Genomic DNA, 24,905 nt, shown 5'->3' on the forward strand with positions numbered 1-24,905 from the left:
ACCGTTAGGGGGTGCAGCCAGCAAGTGAAACCCCCGACACACCCTCCGGGCGCCTCCACCGGGCGCGTGCCCTCTACCGGAACGTCTCCAAGCGCAGGACCGCCTGGCTGTTGCTCAAGGACACCGTCAACTCCTGCATCGAGTACCGCATCCTGGGGCTGGCGGCCGAGGCCGCGTTCTTCACGCTGCTGTCGGTGCCGCCGCTGCTGCTGAGCATGATCGGACTGCTCGGCTACGTCGATGCCTGGACCGGCGCCGACACCATCGAGAGCCTCCAGGCCAACCTCCTGGAGGCCGCCCGCACGGTGCTGTCCGACCGGGGCGTGCGGCAGATCGCCGAGCCGATCCTGCACGACGTGATGAAGGGCGGCCGGCCCGACGTCATCTCCATCGGTTTCCTGTTCGCCCTGTGGTCCGGCTCCCGCGCCGTGAACGTCTTCATAGACACCATCACCGTCATGTACGGCCTCGACGGCGTCCGGGGCATCGTGAAGACCCGCCTGATGGCCTTCGCGCTGTTCATCGTCGCCCTGCTGATCGGCTCGATCGCGCTGCCTCTGATGGTGGCCGGGCCGGACGCGGTGGTGCGGATCGTGCCGTGGTCGACGACGGTCGTGCAGGTCCTCTACTGGCCCGTCGTGATCCTGCTCTCGATCGCCTTCCTGACGACGCTCTACCACGTCTCCGTCCCCGTCCGCTCCCCGTGGATCGAGGACGTGCCCGGCGCGCTCGTCGCCCTCGGCATGTGGGTCCTCGGCAGCTTCCTGCTGCGGATCTACCTGACCAGCACGGTCGAGGGCCCGACGATCTACGGCTCCCTGGCGGCGCCCGTCGCCGTGCTGCTGTGGATCGGTGTGGCCGCGTTCGCCGTGCTCGTCGGGGCCGCGGTCAACGCCGCCATCGACCGGGTCTGGCCGGCCGCCGCGACGGCCGCGGCCCGCGAGGCCAACGAGCGGCTGCGGCAGGCGCAGGTCGCCGAGTACGTGGCCCGCGCCGCCGCCAGAGGCGAGGCCGACCCCGACATGCCCTCCGAGTTCCCGGAACGCTGGTCCCGCTTCCTGCCCCCGGAGGACGTCACGGCCCGCCTGCGGACGCACGTGAAGAGCACCCATACGAAGGGCCCCGACCAGTCCCACGGGGAGCCACCACCGCCCGCGAACAAGTAACGGGCCCGCACACCACGGCACCCACGGACACCACAACGGGCCCACACCGGCCCGACTTCCGCGCACCGACGCGGCTTCCCCACAGCCCGCGTGCCCGCGGGGCCCTCCGGGCGGGCCCGCGGGCTGTGGCCCGCCGCTCGCTGCCGGTGCTGGTCCGGCCGTGGTCTGCCCGCGACGCGCAGCGCCTGCTCGGCAGGTGGATCGCTGTCGTCAGCCCTTCCACGTCCCCGCCGTCGTCTCCTCCCGTACGAAGTCCGTGAAGTCCCTGGGCGCGCGGCCCAGGACCTCCTGTACGCCGTGTGAGAGGTGTGCGTTGTGGCCGTCGAGGAGGGTGTCGAAGATTTCGGTCAGGGCTGTGACCTCCTGCGGTGGTAGGCCGAACTCGAGAAGCCTCTTGCCGTACTCCTGTGTCGACACGGCCCGGTAGGTGAGCGGGCGGCCCGTCGCCCGGGCGATTTCCGCCACCGCCTCGCCGAAGGTGAGCAGGCGCGGGCCGGAGAGGGTGATCGTCCGGTTCACGTAACGGTCGCCGGACGTCAGCGCGGTCACCGTCACGTCCGCGATGTCCCGTACGTCGAGGAACGGCTCGCGCACCTCGCCCGCCGGGAACACCAGCTCCCCGCGCTCCCGCAGCTCCGCCACCAGCGGCCCCTCGCTGAAGTTCTGTGCGAACCACGCGGCCCGCAGGACCGTCCAGTCCGCCCCCGACGCGTGCAGCGCCTCCTCCGTGGGCAGGGCCTGATCTTCGCCGCGCCCGGACAGCAGCACCAGCCGCCGCACCCCGAGCCCGACCGCCTCCCGCGCGAGCTCCCCGACCGCCTCGGCGGCGCCCGGCGCGCCGACGTCCGAGGGGTATACGAGGTAGGCCGCACCGGCGCCGCGCAGGGCGTCCGCCCAGGTCGAGCGGTCCCACCAGTCGAAACCGGTCGCCCGCGACGCCACCCGTACCGTGAGCCCGGCGGCCTGCGCCGCCCGTGTCACCCGGCTCCCCGTACGGCCCGAGGCGCCCGTCACCACAACCGTCATGTCCTGCGAGTCCCGTGTCGTGTTCGTCATGCCGTCGAGTCAACTGCCGTACACCGCACGGAACCATCGCTGAACGGCTCATTCCCATACGACCGCGTCTACGCTGACCCCATGGACGCGCCCTCACGCTCGAACACGCTCACGCGGGGGGACCCCCTTGCAGGGTTGCTGGAGGGCCCGCGCGCCAGGGGCGCGTTCATGACCAGGGCGTGCTTCGACCCGCCGTGGGCGGTACGCGTGGAGGACCGGGCGCCGCTCACCGTGATGCTCGTCGCGCGCGGCGAGGCCTGGGTCCTGCCCCACCGGGGCGATCCGACCCGGCTGCGGGCCGGGGACCTGGCCATCGCCCGCGGCCCGGACCCGTACACCTGCGCAGACGCCCCCGGCACGGCTCCGCAGGCGCTGATCCTGCCCGGCCAGGAGTGCCGCCACCCCGACGGACGCCCCCTCAACGGCTCCATGGACCTGGGCGTGCGCACCTGGGGCGACCGGCTCGACGGTGCCACGGTGATGCTGATCGGCACCTACCCGATGCAGGGCGAGATCAGCGGCCGGCTGCTGGACGCGCTGCCGCCGCTGCTCGCCCTCACGTCCGACGTGTGGGACTGCTCGCTCACGCCGTACGTCTCCGAGGAGATCGTGCGGGACGAGCCCGGCCAGGAGGTGGTCCTGGACCGGCTGCTGGACCTGCTGGTCATCGCCGCGCTGCGCGCCTGGTTCGCCCGCCCGGAGGCGGAGGCGCCCGCCTGGTACCGGGCCCTCGCCGACCCGGTCGTCGGCGGTGTTCTGCGCCTGCTCCAGGACGATCCCGCCCACCCGTGGACTGTCGCCGCGCTCGCCGCCAAGGTGGGTGTGTCCCGCGCCGCACTCGCCCGCCGCTTCACCGCCCTGGTCGGCGAGCCCCCGATGACGTACCTCACCGGCTGGCGCCTCGCCCTCGCCGCCGACCGCCTGCGCGACTCCGAGGACACGCTCGACGCGGTGGCCCGCCGGGTGGGGTACGGCAGCGCGTTCGCCTTGTCGACGGCGTTCAAGCGGGTGTACGGGGTGAGCCCGGTGGAGTACCGGGGGCGGGTGGCGTAGGGCGGGGGAGCGCCGCGGTGCCCTGGTCAGCGGCGGTGGCAAGCCCGATCCGGGACGCTCGCGGCAGCCTCGCCGGGCGCGGCGTAACCTGGCCCACGTGTACGTGGAGCGGGCGTCACGGCTGGCGGGAGCGGTCGTGTGGAGCAATGCCCCGGAGCGGGACGGGGCGGCGCGTGTGCTGCCCGACGGGTGTATGGACCTGCTGTGGCACGAGGGGCGGCTGCTGGTCGCCGGGCCCGATACCCACGCGTACCTCACGGACGGTGTGACCGGCGCCTGGGCCGGCATCCGCTTCTACCCGGGCACGGCCCCGGCCCTGCTGGGCGTACCGGCGCACGAGCTGCGCGACCGTCGCGTCGAGCTCACGGATCTGTGGCCGGCCTCGGAGGTACGGCGATTGGCGGCACGAGTGAACGCGGCCCCCGACCCGGCGAGCGGACTCGAGGACCTCGCCCTGCGGCAGGCGGCCGGTGCCGATCCACCGGATCCGCTGCTGCGGCACGTCGTGACCGCCCTGGACGCGGGCCGGCCGGTCGCCGCGACCGCCGACGCACTCGGCCTCGGAGCACGCCGGCTGCACCGCCGTTCGCTGACCGCGTTCGGCTACGGCCCCAAGACCCTGGCCCGGATCCTGCGGCTGCGCCGCGCCCTCGCGCTGGCCCGGGACGGTGTCCCCTTCGCGGACACGGCCGCCCGGGCCGGATACGCCGACCAGGCCCATCTGGCCCGTGACGTCAGGGAGTTGGCGGGCCTGCCGCTGGGTGAGCTACTCGCCGGCCGCGGCTAGCGGAGCGAACAGGTCGACCCCGTTGCCGTCCGGGTCGAGCACGACGGCGTACCGCTGCCCCCAGAAGGCGTCCCAGGGCTTGAGTTCGCCGTGGCACCCGGCGCCCACCAACTCCTCGTACAACGAGTCCACTTCCTCCGGACTGTCGCAGCGCAGCGCCAGCGAAGCCCGGCCGCCGTCCGAGGGCGGCTGCCACTCCGGCAGGAAGGAGCGGACCGTCTCCTCGGTGTCGAACATCAGTCGCAGCCCGCCGGGCAGTCCGGCCTCGGTGTGCGGCTGGTTCTCGGCGCCCTCGGGGAAGGCGAACCCGAGCCGGCGGTAGAAGGCGACGGAGGCGGCCATGTCGGAGACGACCAGGCCGATGGCATCGAATCGTGCAGTCATGGGCCCACCGTAGGCGGGCCCGCGACGCCCGGTCTTGAAGGAATCGGACACCGGCCGGCGCGGTGTCCTCTCCGTTCGAGACGGCCCACGGGCAGGCCCGTCACGTCGCCGCCATGACGGCCACGGGCAGTCCCGGCATGGTCGTGGCGGCCGGGGTGCCGAAGCAGGCCGAACGGGCCAACCACGGCTGTTGTCGGGAACGGTAGGTTCGGACCTCATGGCACCCCGACTGCTCGTCTACACCCGCACGACGGGCTACCGGCACGACTCCATCCCGGCCGGCGTCGCCGCCCTCCGCACCCTCGGCGACTTCGAGGTCCACGCCACCGAGGATCCGGCCGCCCTCGAGCGGCCCCTGGACGACTACGCGGCCCTCGTCTTCCTCTCCACCAGCGGCGAGGTCCTCACCCCGGCCGGCCGGGAGCGGCTCGCCGCTTACGTGGAGTCGGGCGGTGGTTTCGTCGGCGTGCACGCGGCGGCCTGCACGGAGTACGACTGGCCGTACTACGGCGAGCTGCTGGGCGCGCGGTTCGCCCGGCACCCCCTCCACCAGCCCGGCAAGGCCGTGATCGAGGACCACGCCCACCCGGCGACCCGGCATCTGCCCGCCGTCTGGGACTTCACCGACGAGTGGTACGACTTCCGTACCAACCCACGTGGCAGGGTCCACGTCCTGGCCATAGCCGACGAGTCCTCCTACGAGGGCGGCGGCATGGGCGACGACCACCCCCTGGTCTGGTGCAAGCGGCACGGCGAGGGCCGCGTCTTCTACACGGCCCTGGGCCACGCCTCCGAGGCCTACGACGACCCGGCCTTCCGCACCCACCTCCTGGGCGGCATCACCTGGGCGGCCGCGCTGCCCCTGCCCTGACCCCTCAGGGTCCGTCCCTCCCCGGCCCCTGTGGGTCCCGCGCGTCCCACCCTCCGCCGGGACGCCGCCGCCCCGCTCGTGAACCGTCCCTGGGCGGCCCGCGTACGGCGGGAAAGCTCGCTCCGTCCGCCCCCGGCCCATGAGGCTGTGCCGTGCCGGATGAGACGAGCCGCCCCAGGGGGAACCCACGGGGGACGGCGGTTCGGAAAGGAAGACCGCATGAGCATGCGCAATCGGGCCATGGCGATGGTGACGGCCGTGCTGCTGGGGGCCGGGGCCACCGGAATCGCCCTGGCACCCGCCGCCGACGCCGCACCCGCGTACTTCGGTATCGACGGCGGCGGCGCCGTCGGCAACGACTGGGAGGACGAGGAGAACCTCGGCGTCGAGGCGTACGCCAAGGGCAACGCCATCGCCCTGTGGGAGACCGTCCTGTGGGCGGACGGCGCCCTGTGGGAGGACGACGAGGGCGAGTGGCGGCCCTTCAAGAAGAGCCAGATCGACGGCTCGTTCGGGCCGGAGACCGAGTCGGCCACGCAGTGGTGGCAGAGCCGGCACAAGCTGTCGGAGACCGACGGCGTCGTCGTCAGCGAGAGCTGGGACTTCGCCCAGACCCGGCTGCTGAGCATCCCGGGCAACATCGTCCAGTACAAGGGCGACGCGCAGAACGTCAACTTCAAGCGCGTGGGCGGCAAGTACCAGGTGAAGCTGAGGAACGTCGGGTCCTGGAAGAACGCCCACTACCGCATTCTCGGATGAGAACGCCGTCGCCGGGGAGCGGGGGCGGGTGGACCCGCCGCCTCACCCGCTCCTCGTCGGCAGCACCCACAGCAGCCCGGCCAGCAGCACCACGATGACCGCGAAGGAGACCAGGGCCGCCGCCCGCCACCGCCGGTACTCGGCGCCGGGCGGCGGCGTCGCCGTGTCCACCGCCTGCCCGGCCGGCTCCGCCGGCACCGCAGCGCCGTGCGGCCACGTCTGGTCCGCCAGATCCCACAGCGCCAGCAGCCGCGCCTGCTCCGCCCCCGCCACCCGGCACAGCGCCTGCACCGCACCCCTCGGCGGCTGCTTGGCCCCGCTGAGATACCGCTGCCACGACGACTTGCTGTACGCCGTCCGCCGCGCCAGCTCGGCCAGGCTCAGACCCGTGCGGTCCTTCAGCGCCCGCAGTTGCCCGACCAGGTGCCGTGCCTCCCTCGGCAGTGCGTCCGGAAGCGGCCGCCAGCGTGTCATGGTCGTCCCCCAACTGCTCGCCGCCGCCCCGCCCCGGGCAACGGCCCCTCCCCGCCGCATCGTTCGACGCCGGTCGGTTCCGGCCAGTTCCCCACCGTGACGGGCGCGCGGCGCGCGTAAGGGGTGTGCGGCTACCGGCCGGGCGACCGTCGCTCGGCGCACGGTGCGCCGGGGCGTGCTCCGCGACGGTCGGTCGGCATGCGGTGCTTCGGGGTGTACGGCGAGGCGGTGGGCGACGTCCGGCCGGATTCAGTCGGTGTCCGGCGCGCCGGGACACACCGCCACCGCGTCGACCTCGAACAGCATCCCCGGCAGCGCCAGCGAGGCGACCCCGCAGAGCGTCTGCGCCGGGAGCCGCCGGCCGAAGCGCGTGTGCAGCGCCTTGCCCAGGACCTCCAGCTTGTCGAGGTCGTGGTCCACGATGAACGTGCCGAGCCGTACGACGTGTTCGTAACCGAGCCCGACCCCCTCCAGCGCCGACCGCAGCCGGTCGAAGGCCAGTTCCACCTGCGCGGCGAAGTCGCCGGGCACGGGGGCGCCGGTGGCGTCGGAGGCGTACTGGCCGCCGATGAAGACGGTTTCGCCGGGTGCGGAGACGGCGTGGCTGTAGCCGAACGGCGTGGGGTCGTGGAGGGTGGCCGGGTTGGTGATCGTGCGCGAGTCGCGCGTCATGACCGGGCAGTCCTTTCGCGGAGTACGGCCGCCGCACACCGGCGGCGACCCTGGCACTTCTGCCAACTCCCCACGTCCGTAGGCGTATTCCACCCGCGACCACGGCGGATGGCTGTCCGCACCCGCACCGGCGACCGTGGATCGCCTGCGCTACGCCCGCGGCGGCGCCGTACTCGCCCGTTCCACCAACCGCGTCGACAACTCCGTCCGTGTGCTCTCCGGATGGTGGCCGTCCATCAGGCGCAACAGCGACCGCAGGGCCGTCGCGGCCATCTCCGACAGCGGCTGGCGGACCGTGGTCAGCGCGGGGGAGGCCCAGCGCGACTCGGGCAGGTCGTCGAAGCCCACCACACTGACGTCGTCCGGGACCCTCAACCCCCGCTCGGCCAGGGCCTCGTACACCCCCAGCGCCATCCGGTCCGAGCAGACGAAGACGGCCGTAGGCGGCTCGGGCAGGTCGAGCAGTTCCAGCATGCGGTGGCGGGCCTTGCTCTCGTCGAAGCCGGCGTGCCGGACGTACTCGGCGCGGTGCCGGACCCCGGCCGACGCGAGCGCCGAGCGGTGACCGGCGACCCGGGCGCTGCTGCACATCGTGCGCCGGTGACCGGCGATGACGGCGATGCGCTCGTGCCCCAGGGACAGCAGATGCTCCGTGGCCGTCAGACCGCCCTGCCAGTTCGCCGCGCCCACCGACGCCACGCCCTCCGGCGGTTCCTGGACCGGGTCGATCATCACGAACGGGATGCGGTGCTGCTCCAGCCAGGCGTACTGGGAGTCGCTCAGCTCGGCCAGGTTGAACAGGACCCCGGCGGAGCCCCGGGCGACCAGCTTGTCCAGCCAGCCGCGTTCCGGGCGGCCGGCCCGGGTGCGGGTCAGGGCCGCCGATACCACGACCTCCAGGCCCGCGTCGTGCGCCGCCTCCTCCACTCCGTGCAGCACCGCGCCCGACCAGGAGCTCTCGAGCGAGTGCACGACCAGGTCGACCAGCCGGGGTGCCTTCGTCGCGTCGAACCGGGGTCTGCGCACATAGCCGAGCCGGTCGAGCGCTTCGGTGACGCGGCGGCGCGTTTCGGGCGCCACGTCCTCCCGGCCGTTGACCACCTTCGACGCGGTCGGCACCGACACCCCTGCCTCGCGGGCCACGACCGCCAGCGTCGGACCGGCCGCCACGCTCGCACTCGCCGTACGGACCATCGGGAACCCACCTCTCCGGCCCGCCCGAGGGCCGTGGAAAGTTTCGACCAGCGCTGCTCACCGCGGGCCGGAGTCCGACCGGGCAGAAAGCGCTTCCTACTCTAGGTGCGGCGCAGGACGGCGGGAAGACAAGTGAATTCACGGGTTCTCGTGGGTCAAAACTTTCGAAACCCCGAACAACGCGCTCAGTCGGGTGTGCAGGTCAGCCGGAACCCGGTGAAGTCCGCCGTGAACGCCGCGTCGACGAGGTCCCGGGCGTGGACGCCCGCCATCGCACCGGTGAAGCGCAGCCGGGAACCGTGGTCGTCGGACAGCCGGCTGAAGTCCAGGGCCGGGCCGATCGCCGTTCGCGCCCCGTCCCGTACGTGCCAGAAGCGTGCCTCGGCTCCCTCGATCGTCACCCCCAGCGTCACCCCCTGCGACACGGCCGCGTCCACCGGCACCTCCACGACGGCGACCTGCCGGGTGCCCTCCTCGTCGCGTTCCACGAGGCTGAGCACCGTACGGCCCTTCGCGCCGGGCGTGCCCTGCCACTGCTGTCCGCGCTGCGGCTCGCCCTCGGGCTCCGCCCAGGTCAGGTCCAGGCTGAGGTACGCCTCGGGGTTGTACCAGAGCACCAGCCCGGCGGCCTGGGTGAAGGTGACCGGCCGCGCCTCGACGGTGACCTCGGCCTCCGCGCGGTGCTCGGTGACGCGCTGGGCCAGCAGGCTGCTCGCCCAGCGGGACTCCGGCCCGTGCCGGCCGCGCAGCCGGATCCAGCCGGGCCGGGCCGTCGTGTCGGCCCACGAGGGGTCCGGCGGCTCGCGCAGTGAGCTCCACGGCCAGGACAAGCCCTCGGGCGGGGCGGCGGGAGGCAGCGGGTGCGGCCGCGTCGGTACGTCGACTTCCACCGCCGGGTGCCAACCGCCCTGCCGCAGCCGGGGCCAGCCCTCGGCGTCCCAGGTCACCGCCTGGACCGCGGTCTCCCGGCCGAGCGGGCAGCGGCGCCCCCGCGGCGTGTGCAGCGGACGGGCCGTCAGATGGCCGATCACCCACTGCCCGTCCGGCATCTCGACCAGCTCGCCGTGCCCGGCCTTCTGCAACGGCACCTCCGGATCGTCCCGGGTGGTCAGCAAGGGCCGTTCGTCGAGTTCGTACGGCCCGGTCAGCTCCCGGCCGCGGGCCACCCGCACCCCGTGCTCCCAGCCCGTGCCGCCCTCCGCGAGCACCAGGTAGTACCAGCCGGCGCGCCGCAGCAGCTTCGGCCCCTCGATCAGCCGGTCGTGCTGGAGCAGCAGGCGCGTCGGCCCGATGGGGGCGAGCGTGTCCCGGTCCAGCTCCGTGACGACGATGCCGGCGAACCGCTGACCGCCCGGCCGGTGGTCGTTCTGGAGGTTCAGCAGCCACAGCCTGCCGTCCTCGTGGAACAGGGCCGGGTCGAAGCCGTGGCTCGCCACCCGGCGCGGCACGCTCCATTCGCCGCTCACGTCGGTGGCCGTCGAGACGTAGGTGTCCAGGTCGAAGTACGGCGTGCCGACCGAGCGAACGACGGTGTACGTCACCCAGAACCGTTCCCCGTCCCAGCTCAGCGACGGCGCCCAGATGCCCCCGGAGTCGGGCACCCCGGCCAGCGAGCCACCGGGGGCCGCGCCCCGGACGTGCCCCGCGTACTCCCAGTGGGCCAGGTCGCGGGAGCGGTGGACCGGGATCGTCGGGAACCACTCGAAGGAGCTGGTCGCCACGTAGTACCAGTCGCCGACCCGGATCAGGGAGGGGTCGGGGGCGAAGCCGCGGAGGACGGGGTTGTGCAGGACGGTCACGTGAGGGCTCCGGGAGGCGTGGGCACCCCGGGGGCCGCGGGGAGTCAGGGTCACCGGCGGCCCCCGGGAGTCAGGGAGAGGCGAGGGAGGTCACTTGAGGGCGCCGATCACTTGAGGGCGCCGAGCGTCACGCCCGACCGCCAGTAGCGGCGCATCGCGACCATCATGATCGCCATCGGGACGATGGACAGCAGCGCGCCGGTCAGCACCAGGCCCGTCAGGTCGATGCCGGACTCCAGGCGCGTGCCGGTCCAGTTGTACAGGCCCAGGTTGAGCGTCCAGTTCTCCTTGCCGCGCAGCACGGTCAGCGGCAGGAAGAAGGCGTTCCAGGTGTTGACGAAGGCCAGCAGGAACACCGTCGCGCCGCCCGTCGTCATCATCCGCAGCACGATGCTGAAGAAGATCCGCAGCTCGCCGGCGCCGTCGATCCGGGCCGCCTCCAGCAGCTCGTAGGGCACCGTGGCCTCGGTGTACACCTTGGCCAGATACACGCTGAACGGGTTGATCAGGCAGGGGATCAGCATCGCCCACGGGGTGTCCACCATGCCGAGCGCCGAGAACAGCAGATACAGCGGCAGCGTGAGCAGCGCGATCGGGATCAGGAACGAGCCCACGACACACGCGAAGATCGCGTTACGGCCGGGGAAGTCGAACCGGGCCAGGCCGTAACCGGTCGCGAGCGCGATCAGCGTGCCGCCGAGCGAGCCGACGCCCGCGTACAGGAACGAGTTGGCCGTCCACCGCAGGAAGATGCCGTCCTGGTAGGTGAACACCTGCTGCAGGTTGTCCCACAGATGCCAGCCGGAGAACCACAGGCCGTTGCTCTGGTACAGCGCCGTGCGGTCCTTGGTCGCGGCGACGATCAGCCACCACACCGGGAACAGGCTGTAGACGCTGGCCAGGATCAGCCCGACCAGCAGGAAGCGCTGACCACCCCGCCCGCGGGAGGCCACGTCCGGGCGGGGGAGGCGCCGGACGCTGCGGACGGGGGGCCGCTCGGTGGTGTGCTCGGTCAGCACCATCAGTCGGCCTCCTTCGAGGTGAGCCGGTAGAAGAGGAAGGAGGCCACGCCCAGGATCAGGGCGAGCAGCACGGACAGGGCAGCCGCGTAGTTGTAGTTGCCGGCGTTGAACGCCTGGTTGTAGATGATCATGATCGGGGTGAAGCTGTCGCTGACCGTCTGCGGAGTGATGTTCCGGAACAGCGCCGGCTCGTTGAAGATCTGGAGCATCTGGATGATCGACAGCAGACCCGTCAGGACCAGCGCCCCGCGCACGTACGGGATCTTGATGCTGCGCGCGATCCGCAGCTCGGAGGCGCCGTCGAGCCGGGCCGCCTCGAACAGCTCGCGGGGCACGCCCTGGAGCGCCGAGTAGATGATCACCATGTTGTAGCCGATGCCGTGCCAGGTCAGCAGGTTGCCGATGGACGGCCACACCATCGACGGCGCGAAGAAGTTCCAGTCGAACCCGAGGGCCTTGCCGATCGGCGTGAGCGGGCCGACGTCCGGGCTGTAGAGGTTGACCCACACGATCGCCGCGACCACGCCCGGGATCATGTACGGCACCAGCAGCAGGATCCGGAACCGGCTCGCCACCCTGGAGGTGACCGCGTCCAGGAACAGCGCCAGCAGCAGGCTGATCAGCAGCATGAACGGGATCTGGACACAGGCGAAGAGCACCACCCGCAGGATGGAGTTCATGAACGCCGAGTCCGTCAGCCCCTGGGTGTAGTTGTCGAGCCCGACGAACTCCGTCGTGGCGCCGCCGAGGCCGAGCCCGGACTGCTTCTCCGTGTACAGCGACTCGTAGACGGCGTAGCCGATGGGGAGCAGATACAGGAAGACGAAGCCGAGCTGGAAGGGCACCGTGAACGCGGCACCCTTCCAGCGCAGGGAGCGAATCATCGAATGCCTCAGCCCTTGACGCTGATACCGCGGGACTTCAGGTCCTTGACCGTCCACTCCTGCATGTGCGCGAGCAGGTCGGTGACCGTCTGCTCCTTGCTCACGACCTTGGCCCAGCCCGCCTGGAGCTCGGTGAACATCGCGGTCCAGTTGGGCCCGAAGGTCCAGTCGGTGGTGACGGTGCCCAGGCTGTCGGTCACGATCTTCTGCGCCGGCTCGTAGTTCTTGCCGAGCAGCTTCTGCGAGATCGACTCACCGACGTAGGCCTTGCTGTCCGCCAGCGCCGGCATCACGCCGTTGCCCGTCTCCGGGCTGGCCATCGTCTTGACCGCGTCCTGGTTCGTGGACATCCACAGCGCGGCCTTCGCGGCCTGCTCCTGGCTCTTGCACTGCTCGGTCACCAGGGTCACGCTGCCGGTCAGGTTGGTGCCCGCCGGTGTCTTGGGCGCTTCACCCTTGTATGTCGGCCAGGGTGCCAGGGCCCAGTCGCCGAAGGACTTGGTGAAGTTCTGCACCATGCCGGCCATCTGCCAGGTGGAGATCTGCCGGGTGGCGGTGGCACCGGTGTCGTAGCTGCGCTGCACGGCCGCGTAGTCGGCGAAGGACAGCTTGGCGTTCAGATCGTTGTCGATGATCTCCTGGATCACCTTCGCGGCCTTGAGGGTGCCCTCGTCCTGGAAGTTCACCTTCCAGGCGTCGCCGTCGATCGAGTACCAGTGCGCACCGGCCTGCATGGCGAGCACCTCCAGGGTGCTCGGGTCCTCACCGGCGTAGTTGGTGATCTTGATGTTGTGCTTCTTCAGCTCCTTGCCCGCGGCGATGAAGTCGTCCCAGGTCGCCGGGGGCTTCAGGCCGTACTTCTTGAAGATGTCTGTGCGGTAGATCGTGAACTGGGGCGCCGAGCTGGTCGGCACACCGTAGAGCTTGCCCTGCACCTGCGCACTCGCCCAGGCGCCGGTGTTGAACTTGTCCTTCTCGCCCTCGACGTAACTCGTGATGTCGGCGAGCGCGCCCTGCGACACCCAGCTCGTCACGTACTCGGCGGTGTTCTGCACCAGGCAGGGGGCGTTTCCGGCCTTCACCGCGTTGGTCAGCTGCTTCTGCATGGTCAGCTGGTCGGTGACCTTGGTGTACTTCAGCTGGATGTCCTTGTGCGAGGCGTTGAACGCCTTGACGACCGCCTCCTGGCCGTTGGCCCACCCCCAGAAGGGGAGGGTGACCGGGCCGGACTTCGACGCGGCGTCGTCGCCCGAGCCGGATCCGCCGCAGGCGGAGAGCAGACCTGTCAGTGCGATACCCGCGACTGCGGCGGAGGCGAACCTTCTCCGGGGGCTGGTGAAGTTCATCTGACCGTGATCCTTCGGAATAGGGCGTTCTCAGAACGAGAGGGCGGCGGCGGCTCGGTTGTGCTGGCCAGGAACGGCGGCCGGAAACCGTCGGCTCGCGGTTGCGGGGGGTTCGGCCAAGCGTAAGCAGAAGCTGTAGTAAGCGGTTGCAGGGACCGTAGGCGGGCAGCTCGACTCTTAGCAAGAGGTGCGCGGCAATTTGTTACGGCGGATTGTCCGCAGGGTTATCCCCGGACGCGTGGCATCCGCTCCCGCCGGGCCTCACATATCCGCAGGTCAGTGCGGTGCCGGACGCGTCGGCGCCAAGGTCTCGGCGGCCACGTTGACGAAACCTCGAACGGGCTGCAAAGACCTCGGAAAACGGTTACGTAACGACCTCTACGCGTTGTCCGTGCTATCCGTTCTCACCCGGCGGCCGCACCGAGTTGCGGACCACGACATGCGTGCCCAGCACCAGGTGGTCGCCGTCGGCGCTCTTGCGGCGACCCGCGCCGCCCTCGCGCCGGTCGACCACCGCACGCAGCGCGACGCGGCCCATCTCCTCGTACGGCACGTGCACGGTGGTCAGCTGGGGAGTGAGCTGGGACGCGAGCGGGATGTCGTCGTAGCCGACGATCGAGACGTCCTCGGGCACCCGCAGGCCCGCCGCGCGCAGGGCCTGCATGGCGCCCGCCGCGACCACGTCCGTCCCCGCGAGCACGGCGGTGAAGTCCGGAGTGTCGTGCAGGGCCGCCTCGACGGCCTCGTACCCGTGCTCGTAGTCGTACGGGCCGTGCCGGACCATGCCCGGGTCGAACGGCACGCCGTACGCCTCGAAGGCCCGCTGCGCTCCCCTCAACCGGCCCTGCGCGGTGGTCAGTTCGGCATGCCCCGGCAGGATCAGGACACGTCGGTGACCGGCCGACAGCAGGTGGCTGGCCATCGCGTAGGCGCCGCCCTCGTTGTCGTAGTCGACGGTCGTCGCCGGGACATCGCCCTCCAGCGGAGGCCGTCCCACCAGCACCAGGTGCGAGCCGGCCGCGTCCAGGGAGCGGGCGAAGCGGGCCATGCGCAGCTGGTACTCGTCGTAGTCGTAGGCCCCGCCGAGCAGGATCACCGCGGCCACGCCCTGCTGGCGCATCAGGTTCACCAGGGCCAGCTCCCGCTCCGGGTCGTCGCCGGTCGTGCCGACCAGGGAGAGCCAGCCGCGCAGCGTGGCGGCGCCCTCGACGCCCTTGGCGACATGCGCGAACGCGGCGCCGGTGATGTTGTTGATGAGGATCGCCACCGTCGGGGTGCCACCGCCGGCGAGCGAACGGGCGTGGGCGTTGGTGACGTAGTCCAGGTCCCGGACCACCTTCATCACCCTGCGGCGCAGCTCCTCCGACACCGGGTAGTTGCCGGACAGCACCCGCGAGACGCTGGCCACGGAGACGCCGGCCCGCTCCGCGACGTCGCGAATGGTCGCCCGTCCGGCGTCGCTCGTCGCCTTGCGCTGACTCACCCTTGCGGCTCCTTCACCGTTGCGGCTCGATCCGGCACCGGGGCTGTGCCCCCACCCGTGCGGAAACCGTATCCCATGGTCACTCCTGGCTGGAGGGCTTGTGGACGGTGGGCTGGAGGGCCTGCGGGACGTGGGCGCTGACCGGATGTGCTGCCCTGATGTGGGCCGGACGCGCCACCGTGTCGCGGCGGCCGAATGCCCGGCGATGACGGCCGAATGCCCCGCGATGACGGCCGGACGCGCCAGCGTGCCGACGGTCCTCCACGGTCTGCCCCCCCGAGCCGTTACGCCACCCGCGCCAGATCCGCCCGCAGCACCTCGTGGACCGGCGGCACGCCCGCCACCAGGCGCTCCAGTTCCTCCACGACGATGCGGCCGAGCCGCTCCAGTTCGTTGCCCAGGGAGCCGGCGATGTGCGGGGTGAGGAACACGTTGGGCAGCTTGTACAGCGGGGAACCGGCCGGCAGCGGCTCCGGGTCCGTGACGTCGAGGACCGCGCTGAGCCGGCCGGAGACCAGCTCGTCGGCGAGCGCGTCGTGGTCGACCAGCGCGCCGCGGGCGGTGTTGATGAGCACGCCGCCGTCCCGCACCAGGGCGAGCCGGTCACGGTCGAGCATGTGGTGGGTCTCGGGGATGTCGGGGGCGTGCAGACTCACGATGTCGCTGTGTCGGAGCAGGTCCTCCAGCGACAGCGACTCGGCACCGAGGGCGGCGGCCTCGGTCGGGCTCACGTACGGGTCGTGCAGCAGGACGGTGAGGTCGAACGGCCGCAGCAGCTCCAGCAGTCGGCGGCCCACACGGGACGCGCCGATGACACCGACCCGGCGGCCGAGGTTCCCGGTCGCCGCGGTCTGAGCGGGGCCCGGGTAGGCGTGCGTGCGACGGAAGCGTTCGCGGTGGTCGAAGGCGTCCTTGCCCACGAGCAGGATCATCGCGAGCGTGTACTCGGCGACGGGCACGGCGTTGCCCGTCACCGCGCTGGACACCTTCACGCCGCGCTCCCAGAAGGCCTCGCCGACCAGGGAGCGCACGGACCCGGCCGCGTGCAGGACCGCGTCCAGCTTCGGGGCCGCCGCGAGGGCGCCGGCGTCCAGATGCGGGCAGCCCCAGCCGGTGATCAGCACCTCGGCACGGGCCAGGGCGCCGGCCGCGGCCGGATCGGTGAAGTCCCGCACGACCAACCCGGGATCGATGTCGGCCGTGCGCCTCAGCCGCTCCATCAGCGGCGGAGGAAAGAGCAGCGGGAGGTGAACCGGGTCCATCGCGAACACGGCCCGCGGCAGCTGAGGGCTGGGCATGACACTCCTGGAGCAGAGGATGGAAACAGTTTCAGAAAGCGCCTTCTACCGTAGATCCGCCGGGAAGCGGTGGTCAATCGGCAGGGCCGGTGCGGTAGCTGCCAGCAAGTGAGGGGGCCGGGACCTCCGCCCCTCAGGGTCGGCATGCTGCCCTGCGTTGGTAATCGGTTACTGACGTTTCAGTGCGCGGAGGTGGAGGCCGGCTGCGCCACCGCCGGTACCTGAGCCCCCGGCCGACCACTTTGGCAACCGGTTCCCAAGCTTGTTGCCGAGGCAAGGTCCCACCCGCCCCTGGTCAGGGGCGCCCCACCACCCGTCGGCGGCTTGATCGCGACGGCCGAAAACAGGACTCACCGGCGCTCTGGCTGATGACACCGAGGTTACACAGTCTTTTCGAAAATTCGTCAAGGCTCTTGACGCGCCATCCCGACGGCAAGAAGCTCTGCCCCACGCACAACAACCGGTTGCCAGAGCAAGCCGGAAAAGCAAGGAGGTGGTGCGTTCATGCACCCACATGCTGGTGCTTCCCTGAGCCGCCGCCGATTCCTCGCCCTCTCCGCGGCCGGCGCCGCGGTCGGCACGGCGGCGCTGAACGGCTGCGCGATGCGGGTCTCCGGCGGCGTCAGCGGCGGCGGCGAGACGGTCACGCTGATGGTCAAGCCCGACGACATCTCCCCGGAGCTGGTCAGACAGGCCCAGAAGGACACCGGCGTCAAGATCGTCACGGTGCGCTACGACATCACCAAGCTCATCGGCATGATGACCAACGGCGCCCCGCCCGACCTGGTCCGCGGTGTCGGCGCCACCGACGCGCCCTACTTCGCGGCGCGGGACGTGATGGAGGACCTGGACCCCTACTTCGCGGGGAGTAGCGTCCTCAGGGTCGACGACCTGGACCCGGTCAACGACCTGTGGCGCTTCGACGGCCGCACCCAGGGCAAGGGCCCCCGCTACGGCATGGCGAAGGACTTCTCCCAGGACTCCATGTACTGGTACAACACCGCCCTCTTCGACAAGGCGGGCGTCGACTACCCGCCCGAGACCGAGCCGGTCACCTTCGAGGAGTGGCTGGAGAACGCCAAGCGGCTGACGCGGCGCAAGAGCGGCCAGACGACCGTCTTCGGCGGCAGCTACAACGGCGTGCTGACGCCCAACCTCCTCGCGAGTCTGACGGCGGCGGCGGGCGGGAGCCTGTTCAGCGACGACTTCTCCCGGGTGGACTTCACCACCCCCGAGGCCCGCAAGGCGCTGAACTGGTACATCGAGTACGGCCGGGCCAGGGTCGGCCCGAGCATCGTCCAGCCGGACCCCAACACCTGGGACGGCCCCACGTTCCAGGCGAACCGCATGGCCATGTCCAACTCCGGCTACTGGCTCGGCGGGCTGATCAACGCCGACAAGAAGCTGGCGCCACTGGCCCGCCTGGCCCCGGCTCCGATGTTCGAGGGCGGTCAGCGGATCAGCCCCTGCCAGGCCGGCACCGGACTGTGGATGCCGAAGAAGGCGAAGAACAAGGACGCCGCCTGGCGGGTCTTCGAGTGGTTCTTCGGCGAGGGACCGGCCAAGGCCCGCGCCTCCAGCGGCTGGGGCATCCCCACGCTGAAGTCCCTGCGCCCGCTGATGCCGGCCCAGGAGGACTACCAGAAGCGGGTGCTGAAGGTGCAGAACGCCGAGCTGAAGCACTTCTCGGTGATCGCCTACACGCCCTACGCCACGGCGGACTCGCTCTACGCCCTCTTCAACCAGGAGGCCCCGGCCGCGATGAACGGCCGGATGTCCGTCGACACCCTCGCGGGCCGCCTGAACTCGGCCATGAACGAGCAGCTCAAGCGCGGTAAGGAGCAGGTGGGATGACGGTCGACCAGATACCCGTCACGGGGCGGACCGACCCGGCCGCGAGTGCCGGTCGCGCCACACCGGCCGCCCGGCGGCCCCGGATCTCCATGACCGAGCGCAGGCATCGCGCTTTCTACCTGTTCACCGCGCCCTGGATCATCGGTTTCCTGCTCCTGACGATCGTGCCGATGGCGTACGCGCTGTGGCTGAGCTTCACCACGTACGACGGCATCTCCCCGCACTGGCGCTACGTCGGCCTCGGCAACTACACCGAGCTGTTCTCCGACCCGCAGACCTGGAACTCCCTGGGCCGCACCGGCCTGTTCGCGATCACGTCGGTGCCGCTGTCGATCATCGCCGGGCTCGGCCTCGCCGTCCTGGTCAACCGGCCCATCAGGGCGCGCGGGCTGTTCCGCACCCTGCTCTATCTGCCGGCCGTGGTGCCCCCGGTCGGTGTCGGCCTCACCTTCAAGGCGCTCTTCGACCAGAACTCCGGTGCCGCCAACGGCGTCATCACCCTGTTCGGCTTCGACGCGCTCGGCTGGCTCGCCGACCCCTACGCCCGCTACGTGCTGCTGATGAGCGTGCTGTGGGCGGCCGGAAACGTCATGATCATCTCGCTGGCGGGGCTCCAGGACGTGCCCCGGGAACTCCACGAGGCCGCCCGGATCGACGGGGCGAGTGCCTGGCGGACCTTCCGCAGCATCACCGTGCCGCTGCTGTCGCCGGTGCTGCTCTTCCAGACCGTGACCGGCGTGATCGCCTCCGTGCAGACCATCATGCCGCTGCTGCTGTCACCGGACGGCACCACGGCCGGCGTCACCGCCCTGCCGCAGTCCAACTACCTGTACATGATGCACGTCTTCTCGCAGTACTTCGCGCTCGGCCGCTACGGCTACGCCTCCGCACTGCTGTGGGTGCTCTTCGTTCTGATCCTCATCGTGACCGGACTCATCTTCAAGTTCACGTCCGGCGTGGTGTTCTACAACGTCGACCCGGAGGCGAAGAAGTGACCGCCACCAGCCTGCCCCCGAACTCCGCGCCCCGGGTGCGGGTGCGCGCCAACCGCCTCGTCCTCTACACGGTCCTCGTCGCCCTCACCGGGCTGTTCATCGGCCCCTTCGGCTGGCTGATCCTCTCCGGCCTGAAGACCCCGGCGGAACTGGCCGCCTCGCCCGTGCACTGGCTGCCCACCGACTTCCAGTGGCAGAACTTCGCCGACGCCTTCAACCTGATCGACTTCCTCGGGTACGCCCGCAACTCCCTGATCATCGCCCTGATCTACGCCGTGCTCGTCACGCTCAGCTCGGCCTGGGTCGGCTTCGGTTTCGCCCGTCTGGAAGCCCCCGGCAAGAAGACGCTGTTCGGCATCCTCATCGGCTCGATGATGCTGCCCCAGATGATCACTCTGCTGCCGACGTACCTGATCTTCGCCAAGCTCGGCATGGTCGACACGTACTGGCCGTGGGTGTTCTGGGGACTGGCCGCCGCTCCCTATCTGGTCTTCCTCTTCCGGCAGTTCTTCGCCGGGCTGCCCCGTGAGCTGGAGGAGGCCGCGATCGTCGACGGCTGCGGCTACGGCATGATCTTCTGGCGGATCTTCCTGCCGCAGTCCTGGCCGGTGCTGTCCGCGAGCTTCGTGATCGCCTTCACCTGGTCCTGGGGCGACTACATCGCCCCGCAGCTGCTGCTGTCGACCGACAAGTCGACGCTGGCCGTCGCCGTCATGACCACCTACGTGACATCGGCCGGAACGCCCGTCGCCAACCTCCAGGCCGCGGCCTCCGTGATGTACGTGGTGCCGATCCTGCTGATCTTCTTGATCGCCCAGCGCGGCTTCGTCGCCGGCATGTCCACCACCGGACTGAAGTGACCCCTCTTACCGAACCTTTTGCAAGGAGTTGCGCATGAATACGCCCCTGTCACGCCGGACGACACTCCAGGCCGCCGGTGTCATCGCCGCCGCGGGCCTGGCCGGCAGCATCGCCGGCACCGCACAGGCCGCCGCGGCGGAGGAGAACGGCACCACCAGCGACAGCGTGGTCATCCATCCCACCCTTCCGCAGGTGCCTGTCAACAACTCCTTCACGGTCAAGGTGCGGCCGCTCGGAGGCACCTGGCAGAAGCTCGGCGTCTACCTTGCCAGGCTCGCACTGATCGACGCGAACACCGGCAGCAACAAGGCCCAGAGCTCCTCCTGGGCCGCCTTCGACTTCTCCGGCACCGTCGAGGTCGAGGTCACGTACAACCCGGGCGGCGGCGAGAAGGTCCGCATCCGCCCGGACTCGTACGGCATCAAGCCCGAGGTGCTCGGCAGCACCGCGCGTTTCACCCTGGACCGGCCCCGCAACCTCGTCGTCCAGATCGACGACAAGATCTTCGACTGCCTGCACCTGTTCGCGAACCCGCTGGAGCAGGACGTGCCCGCCGAGGACGACAAGAAGGTCATGTACTTCGGGCCCGGGCTGCACACCACCACCGACCGGTTGCTGAAGGTGCCCAGCGGCACCACCGTCTATCTGGCCGCCGGTGCCGTCCTCACCTCGCAGGTGATCTTCGAGAACGTGGAGAACTCCCGGCTGATCGGCCGCGGCGTGCTCTACAACTCTCCCAACGGGGCGCTCTTCATCCGCAAGACCGAGAACGTCACCATCGACGGCGTCACGATCCTCAACCCCCGCTACGAGAACGTCCGGGTCGCCGAGTCGCAGAACCTCACCATCAAGAACCTGCGCGCCTTCAGTCACCAGGGCTGGGGTGACGGCATCCAGCTCTACTGCTCCGAGAACGTCACGATCGACGGCTGCTTCCTGCGCACCTCCGACGACTGCGTCGCTCTCTACACCCACCGCTGGGACTTCTACGGCGACACCCGCAACATCACGGTCAAGAACTGCTCCCTCTGGGCCGACGTCGCCCACCCGATCAACATCGGCGTGCACGGCAATTCCGACACCCCAGAGGTGCTGGAGAACCTGCGCTACGAGAACATCGACATCCTCGACCACCGCGAGCCGCAGGTGACCTACCAGGGCGCCATCGCCTTCATGGTCGGTGACAGCAACATCGTCCGGGACGTCAAGTTCGACAACATCCGCGTGGAGGACTTCCGCTGGGGCCAGCTCATCCACATGCGGGTCGAGTACAACCCGAAGTACAACACGTCGGCAGGCCGCGCCATCGAGTCCGTCTACATCAAGGACCTCAGCTACAACGGCAAGAACGCCGACCTCTCGATCATCGCCGGCCTCGACGCGGAGCACGCGATCAAGGACGTCACGTTCGAGAACCTCCGCGTCAACGGCAGGGTGATCGCCGACAGCACGGGCAAGCCGAAGTGGTATCTGGCCTCGGACGGCGTGCCCATGTTCGTCAACGAGCACGTGACGAACCTGAAGTTCCTCACCACCGCCGAGGCCGAGGCGGCCGCCGCGTCATGAGCACCGTCCCCGTGAGAAGCACTCCCATGAGCACCCCCGCACCGAGCCGCCGGGGCTTCCTCGGCGGCGCGGCCGCGCTGCTGCTGGTGTCGGGCGCGAGCGGCCTGCTCGCGTCCGGCACCGCCCGGGCCGCCGCCCAGGACGGCACCACCGGGCTCCGCGCCTTCACGCACCCCGGGCTGCTGCACAGCGCCGACGACCTGGCCCGTATGAAGGCCGCGGTCGCCGCCAAGGAATCCCCGGTCCACGACGGCTACCTCGCGCTCGCGGCGCACGCGCGCTCGAAAGCCACCTACACCATCCAGAACACCGGCCAGATCACCTCCTGGGGCCGCGGCCCCACCAACTTCCAGAACCAGGCGGTCGCCGACTCGGCCGCCGCCTACCAGACCGCGCTGATGTGGTGCGTCACCGGCGAGCGTGCCTACGCCGACAAGTCCCGCGACATCCTCAACGCCTGGTCGGCGTCCCTGACGGCCGTCACCGGCGCCGACGGGCCGCTCGGCGCGGGCCTCCAGGTCTTCAAGTTCGTCAATGCCGCCGAACTGCTGCGGCACAGCGGCTACGACGGCTGGGCCGAGGAGGACATCGCGCGCTGCGAGGAGTCCTTCCTGCGCGTCTGGTATCCGGCGATCTCCGGCTACATGCTCTACGCCAACGGCAACTGGGACCTGACGTCCGTCCAGTCGATCCTGGCCATCGGAGTGTTCTGCGAGGAGCCCACCCTCTTCGAGGACGCGCTGCGCTTCGCCGCCGCCGGCGCGGGCAACGGCAGCGTCCCGCACCGCATCGTCACCGACGCGGGGCAGGGCCAGGAGTCCGGCCGCGACCAGGGCCACGAGCAGCTCGCCGTCGGCCTGCTCGCGGACGCCGCGCAGGTCGCCTGGAACCAGGGCGTCGACCTGTACGCCTTCGACGACAACCGGCTGCTGAAGAACGTCGAGTACGCCGCCCGCTACAACCTCGGCGGGGACGTGCCGTTCGTCCCCGACCTGGACCGCACCGGCAAGTACATCAAGAGGTCCGTCTCCGCGGTCGGGCGTGGAAACCTGCCCCCGATCTACGAGATGGCCTACGCGCACTACGCCGGTGTCCGGGGCCTCGACACCCCCTATACCAAGGCGGCCGTCTTCCGCGGCACGGGCGGCGCCCGCGTCGTCGAGGGCAGCAACGACGACCTGCCGAGCTGGGGCACCCTCACCTTCGCCGGCACCAAGGCCCCGGCCCCGGCCGAGCCCACGGCTCCGGCCGGTGTCACGGCGGTGGGCGGCGACAAGTCCGTCACCGTGACGTGGGTGCCGTCGGCGTGGGCCGAGTCGTACACGGTCCTGCGGGCCACCGGCGCCGACGGACCGTACGAGACGATCGCGACCGGCCTCGACGAGCCGGCGTACACCGACCGTGACGCCCGCTCGGGCAGGCCCTCCTACTACCGGATCACCGCCACCAACTCCCAGGGCACCAGTGCCCGTTCGGCCTGGGCGGCGGCGGTCCCCGGGCTGCCCGACCCCTGGGAGACACGGGACGTCGGGAACGTCGAGATCCCCGGCTCGGCCGTCTTCGACGGCGAGCGGTTCGTGCTGGAGGCGTCCGGCACCGCCGACACCCACCGCCTGGCCTACCTGCCGCTGCGCGGCGACGGCACGATCACCGCGCGGATCGTGTATCCGCTCAGCTCTCAGTACTCCAAGATCGGCGTCACGATACGGGCGGGCCTGGACGCGGGCGCCGCCCACGCCGCCATGCTGATCCAGGGCCTGCCGCTGCACACCTGGAGCGGCGTGTGGTCCGTACGGCCCAAGGCGGGGGCCGGGATCAAGGGCACCGGCAGCACACCCGTGCCGCCGTCCCAGCAACAGGCGATCACGACCAGCGCCGGCTTCCCGATCTCCTCCTTCGGCACACTGCCCGAGTCGGCGACACCGCTCCAGGCTCCGTACGTCGAGGGCGCCGGCGACGGCTACCGGATGCGCATGCCGTACTGGGTCCGCGTGACCCGCCGGGGCGACCGCTGCACCGGCGCCATCTCCCCGGACGGTATCCGCTGGACCGAAGTCGGCTCCAGCGACGTCGAGTTGGGCGGCACCGCGTACGTCGGTCTCACCCTCACCTCCTGCCTCGGCATCGACGAGGAGTACGCCGAGACCGGCACCGGCGCCTTCGACAACGTCAGCGTCGTCTCCCGCACCGCCGGGGAGGTCTGGTCCGTGCCCCGCCCGGCCACCGCCGCCGGCGACCTGCGGGCCACCGCCGGCGCCGACGCGGTCGAGCTGGCCTGGACCGACCCGGACCTCTCCGCCCGCTACAAGGTGCTGCGCGCCGCCGCGGCCGACGGCCCCTACGAGACGATCGCCACCGGCATCGGCGCGGTCGGCTTCGGCACCCGAATCCGGTACGCCGACGCCACCGGCACACCCGGCACGACGTACCACTACGCCGTCGCCAAGACCAACCGCGCCGGACGCGGCCCCCTGTCGGAGTCCGCCGCCGCCACGATGCCGACACCCTCCGTGCCCCGGCTCACCTCCGCTGCCACGGCGTTCGCGAACAAGGGCGTGCCCTTCATATTCCTTCTGCGCGCCTCCCACGAACCGATCCGGTTCGCCGCGGACGGACTGCCCGACGGCCTGCGCGTCGACCGGCGCACCGGCCTGATCTCCGGAACACCCACGGAGACGGGCGAGTTCAAGGTCACCACCACGGCGGGCAACGCCGCCGGAGACGCCACCGGCACCCTCACCCTCACGGTGGGCACCCCGCCGCCCAAGCCCTGGAGCTACGGCGACCTGGGCGACGTCATCCTCGACGACCGCGCCTACGGCACCCTCGGCGTGGTCGCCGTCCAGACCCCCGGCAACACCGCCCACGAGGACGGGACCTTCGTGGTGCGGGGCGCCGGGACCGACCTCACCGTCAACAACCAGGGCATGACGGGCCAGTTCGTACGACGGCCCGTTACCGGCGACTGCGAGGTCACCGCCCGCCTGATCTCCCGCGCCGGAGCCACCGGCGACCGGGTCGGCCTGCTCATGGCCAAGTCCCTGTCGCCGTTCGACCAGGCGGCCGGGGCGATCGTCACCGGCGGCACCAGCGCCCAGCTGATGCTGCGCACGACGGTCGCCGGCAAGTCCACGTTCACGGGCAACGGGGCGGTCACCGCTCCCTGCCTGCTGCGGCTGAAGCGCACCGGGACGCACTTCACCGCATCCGCCTCGTCCGACGACGGCGCCACCTGGACCCCCCTCGCCGAGGGAGACATCCCCGGCTTCGGTGACGCCCCCTACTACGTGGGCCTGGTGGTCTGCTCCCGCAGCCCCCTGACCCGCAGCACCACCGAGTTCGACGAGGTGAGCATCACCCCCATGTAATCCTCACGGATTG

Annotated in this window: 21 protein-coding genes; 10 read left to right on the forward strand and 11 right to left on the reverse strand. The window is 70.9% G+C overall.

What is annotated here, in order from left to right; all coding sequences use genetic code 11:
• The first annotated feature begins 11 nt into the window (after window positions 1–11).
• Window positions 12–1,166, forward strand: a complete 1,155-nt coding sequence (locus ACZ6TU_RS14600) for a YihY/virulence factor BrkB family protein (RefSeq protein WP_467669489.1) — start codon at window positions 12–14, stop codon at window positions 1,164–1,166.
• A gap of 210 nt (window positions 1,167–1,376) precedes the next feature.
• Here ACZ6TU_RS14600 and ACZ6TU_RS14605 read toward each other — a convergent pair whose 3' ends face one another.
• Window positions 1,377–2,222, reverse strand: a complete 846-nt coding sequence (locus ACZ6TU_RS14605) for an NmrA family NAD(P)-binding protein (protein WP_469548510.1) — start codon at window positions 2,220–2,222, stop codon at window positions 1,377–1,379.
• 81 nt (window positions 2,223–2,303) lie between these two features.
• Between ACZ6TU_RS14605 and ACZ6TU_RS14610 the strand changes: the two genes are divergently transcribed.
• Window positions 2,304–3,275, forward strand: a complete 972-nt coding sequence (locus ACZ6TU_RS14610; protein WP_467669494.1) for an AraC family transcriptional regulator — start codon at window positions 2,304–2,306, stop codon at window positions 3,273–3,275.
• Between the two features lie 97 nt (window positions 3,276–3,372).
• Window positions 3,373–4,062, forward strand: a complete 690-nt coding sequence (locus ACZ6TU_RS14615) for a helix-turn-helix domain-containing protein (protein ID WP_467669496.1) — start codon at window positions 3,373–3,375, stop codon at window positions 4,060–4,062.
• On the opposite strand, the gene ACZ6TU_RS14620 is transcribed toward ACZ6TU_RS14615, so the two are convergent.
• Complete coding sequence (locus ACZ6TU_RS14620) at window positions 4,042–4,446, reverse strand: VOC family protein (RefSeq protein WP_467669498.1); 405 nt, start codon at window positions 4,444–4,446, stop codon at window positions 4,042–4,044. The two genes, ACZ6TU_RS14615 and ACZ6TU_RS14620, sit on opposite strands and share 21 nt — an antisense overlap.
• Before the next feature lie 217 nt (window positions 4,447–4,663).
• Here ACZ6TU_RS14620 and ACZ6TU_RS14625 point away from each other — a divergent pair, with 217 nt between their 5' ends.
• Window positions 4,664–5,317: a ThuA domain-containing protein gene (locus tag ACZ6TU_RS14625; protein ID WP_467669500.1), complete on the forward strand. Its 654-nt coding sequence runs from the start codon at window positions 4,664–4,666 to the stop codon at window positions 5,315–5,317.
• Between the two features lie 219 nt (window positions 5,318–5,536).
• Entirely contained in the window at window positions 5,537–6,076 is a 540-nt protein-coding gene (locus ACZ6TU_RS14630; RefSeq protein ID WP_467669502.1) for a peptidoglycan-binding domain-containing protein, read from the forward strand.
• A 42-nt stretch (window positions 6,077–6,118) separates the two neighbouring features.
• On the opposite strand, the gene ACZ6TU_RS14635 is transcribed toward ACZ6TU_RS14630, so the two are convergent.
• From ACZ6TU_RS14635 to ACZ6TU_RS14675, 9 genes are all read right to left on the reverse strand, one after another.
• Complete coding sequence (locus ACZ6TU_RS14635; RefSeq protein WP_467669503.1) at window positions 6,119–6,550, reverse strand: helix-turn-helix domain-containing protein; 432 nt, start codon at window positions 6,548–6,550, stop codon at window positions 6,119–6,121.
• A gap of 249 nt (window positions 6,551–6,799) precedes the next feature.
• The gene (locus tag ACZ6TU_RS14640; RefSeq protein ID WP_469548518.1) at window positions 6,800–7,222 is read right to left on the reverse strand and encodes a RidA family protein; all 423 of its coding nucleotides are present in this window, start codon (window positions 7,220–7,222) and stop codon (window positions 6,800–6,802) included.
• Between the two features lie 150 nt (window positions 7,223–7,372).
• Window positions 7,373–8,416: a LacI family DNA-binding transcriptional regulator gene (locus ACZ6TU_RS14645; protein ID WP_467669507.1), complete on the reverse strand. Its 1,044-nt coding sequence runs from the start codon at window positions 8,414–8,416 to the stop codon at window positions 7,373–7,375.
• A 185-nt stretch (window positions 8,417–8,601) separates the two neighbouring features.
• Window positions 8,602–10,215, reverse strand: coding sequence for a glycoside hydrolase family 43 protein (locus ACZ6TU_RS14650; protein WP_467669509.1), 1,614 nt, complete (start codon window positions 10,213–10,215; stop codon window positions 8,602–8,604).
• Between the two features lie 107 nt (window positions 10,216–10,322).
• Window positions 10,323–11,237, reverse strand: a complete 915-nt coding sequence (locus tag ACZ6TU_RS14655; protein ID WP_469548522.1) for a carbohydrate ABC transporter permease — start codon at window positions 11,235–11,237, stop codon at window positions 10,323–10,325.
• Window positions 11,237–12,121 carry a carbohydrate ABC transporter permease gene (locus ACZ6TU_RS14660; protein ID WP_467669513.1) on the reverse strand — a complete coding sequence of 295 codons (885 nt, stop codon included), beginning with the start codon at window positions 12,119–12,121 and terminating at the stop codon, window positions 11,237–11,239. The genes ACZ6TU_RS14655 and ACZ6TU_RS14660 overlap by 1 nt, the downstream gene beginning before the upstream one ends.
• Before the next feature lie 8 nt (window positions 12,122–12,129).
• Window positions 12,130–13,467, reverse strand: a complete 1,338-nt coding sequence (locus ACZ6TU_RS14665) for an ABC transporter substrate-binding protein (RefSeq protein ID WP_467669515.1) — start codon at window positions 13,465–13,467, stop codon at window positions 12,130–12,132.
• Window positions 13,468–13,861: 394 nt separating this feature from the next.
• Entirely contained in the window at window positions 13,862–14,950 is a 1,089-nt protein-coding gene (locus ACZ6TU_RS14670; RefSeq protein ID WP_467669517.1) for a LacI family DNA-binding transcriptional regulator, read from the reverse strand.
• 284 nt (window positions 14,951–15,234) lie between these two features.
• Window positions 15,235–16,248 (reverse strand): hydroxyacid dehydrogenase, encoded by a 1,014-nt coding sequence (locus tag ACZ6TU_RS14675; protein WP_467669519.1) that lies wholly within the window; start codon window positions 16,246–16,248, stop codon window positions 15,235–15,237.
• A gap of 504 nt (window positions 16,249–16,752) precedes the next feature.
• Here ACZ6TU_RS14675 and ACZ6TU_RS14680 point away from each other — a divergent pair.
• From ACZ6TU_RS14680 to ACZ6TU_RS14700, 5 genes are read left to right on the forward strand one after another with little or no spacing between them, the layout of a single operon-like run.
• A complete protein-coding gene (locus ACZ6TU_RS14680; protein WP_467669521.1) occupies window positions 16,753–18,102 on the forward strand; it encodes an extracellular solute-binding protein in 1,350 nt (449 codons plus the stop codon).
• Window positions 18,099–19,097: a carbohydrate ABC transporter permease gene (locus ACZ6TU_RS14685; protein WP_467669523.1), complete on the forward strand. Its 999-nt coding sequence runs from the start codon at window positions 18,099–18,101 to the stop codon at window positions 19,095–19,097. Before ACZ6TU_RS14680 ends, ACZ6TU_RS14685 begins: the two co-directional genes overlap by 4 nt.
• Window positions 19,094–19,957, forward strand: a complete 864-nt coding sequence (locus ACZ6TU_RS14690; protein ID WP_359036769.1) for a carbohydrate ABC transporter permease — start codon at window positions 19,094–19,096, stop codon at window positions 19,955–19,957. Before ACZ6TU_RS14685 ends, ACZ6TU_RS14690 begins: the two co-directional genes overlap by 4 nt.
• A 34-nt stretch (window positions 19,958–19,991) precedes the next feature.
• On the forward strand, window positions 19,992–21,524 hold the full coding sequence (locus tag ACZ6TU_RS14695; RefSeq protein ID WP_467669525.1) for a glycosyl hydrolase family 28 protein: 1,533 nt from the start codon (window positions 19,992–19,994) through the stop codon (window positions 21,522–21,524).
• Between the two features lie 26 nt (window positions 21,525–21,550).
• Window positions 21,551–24,892: an alginate lyase family protein gene (locus ACZ6TU_RS14700; RefSeq protein ID WP_469548530.1), complete on the forward strand. Its 3,342-nt coding sequence runs from the start codon at window positions 21,551–21,553 to the stop codon at window positions 24,890–24,892.
• The last annotated feature ends 13 nt before the right edge of the window (window positions 24,893–24,905 follow it).

The sequence above is a fragment of the Streptomyces sp. NPDC052064 genome, from assembly GCF_055585925.1.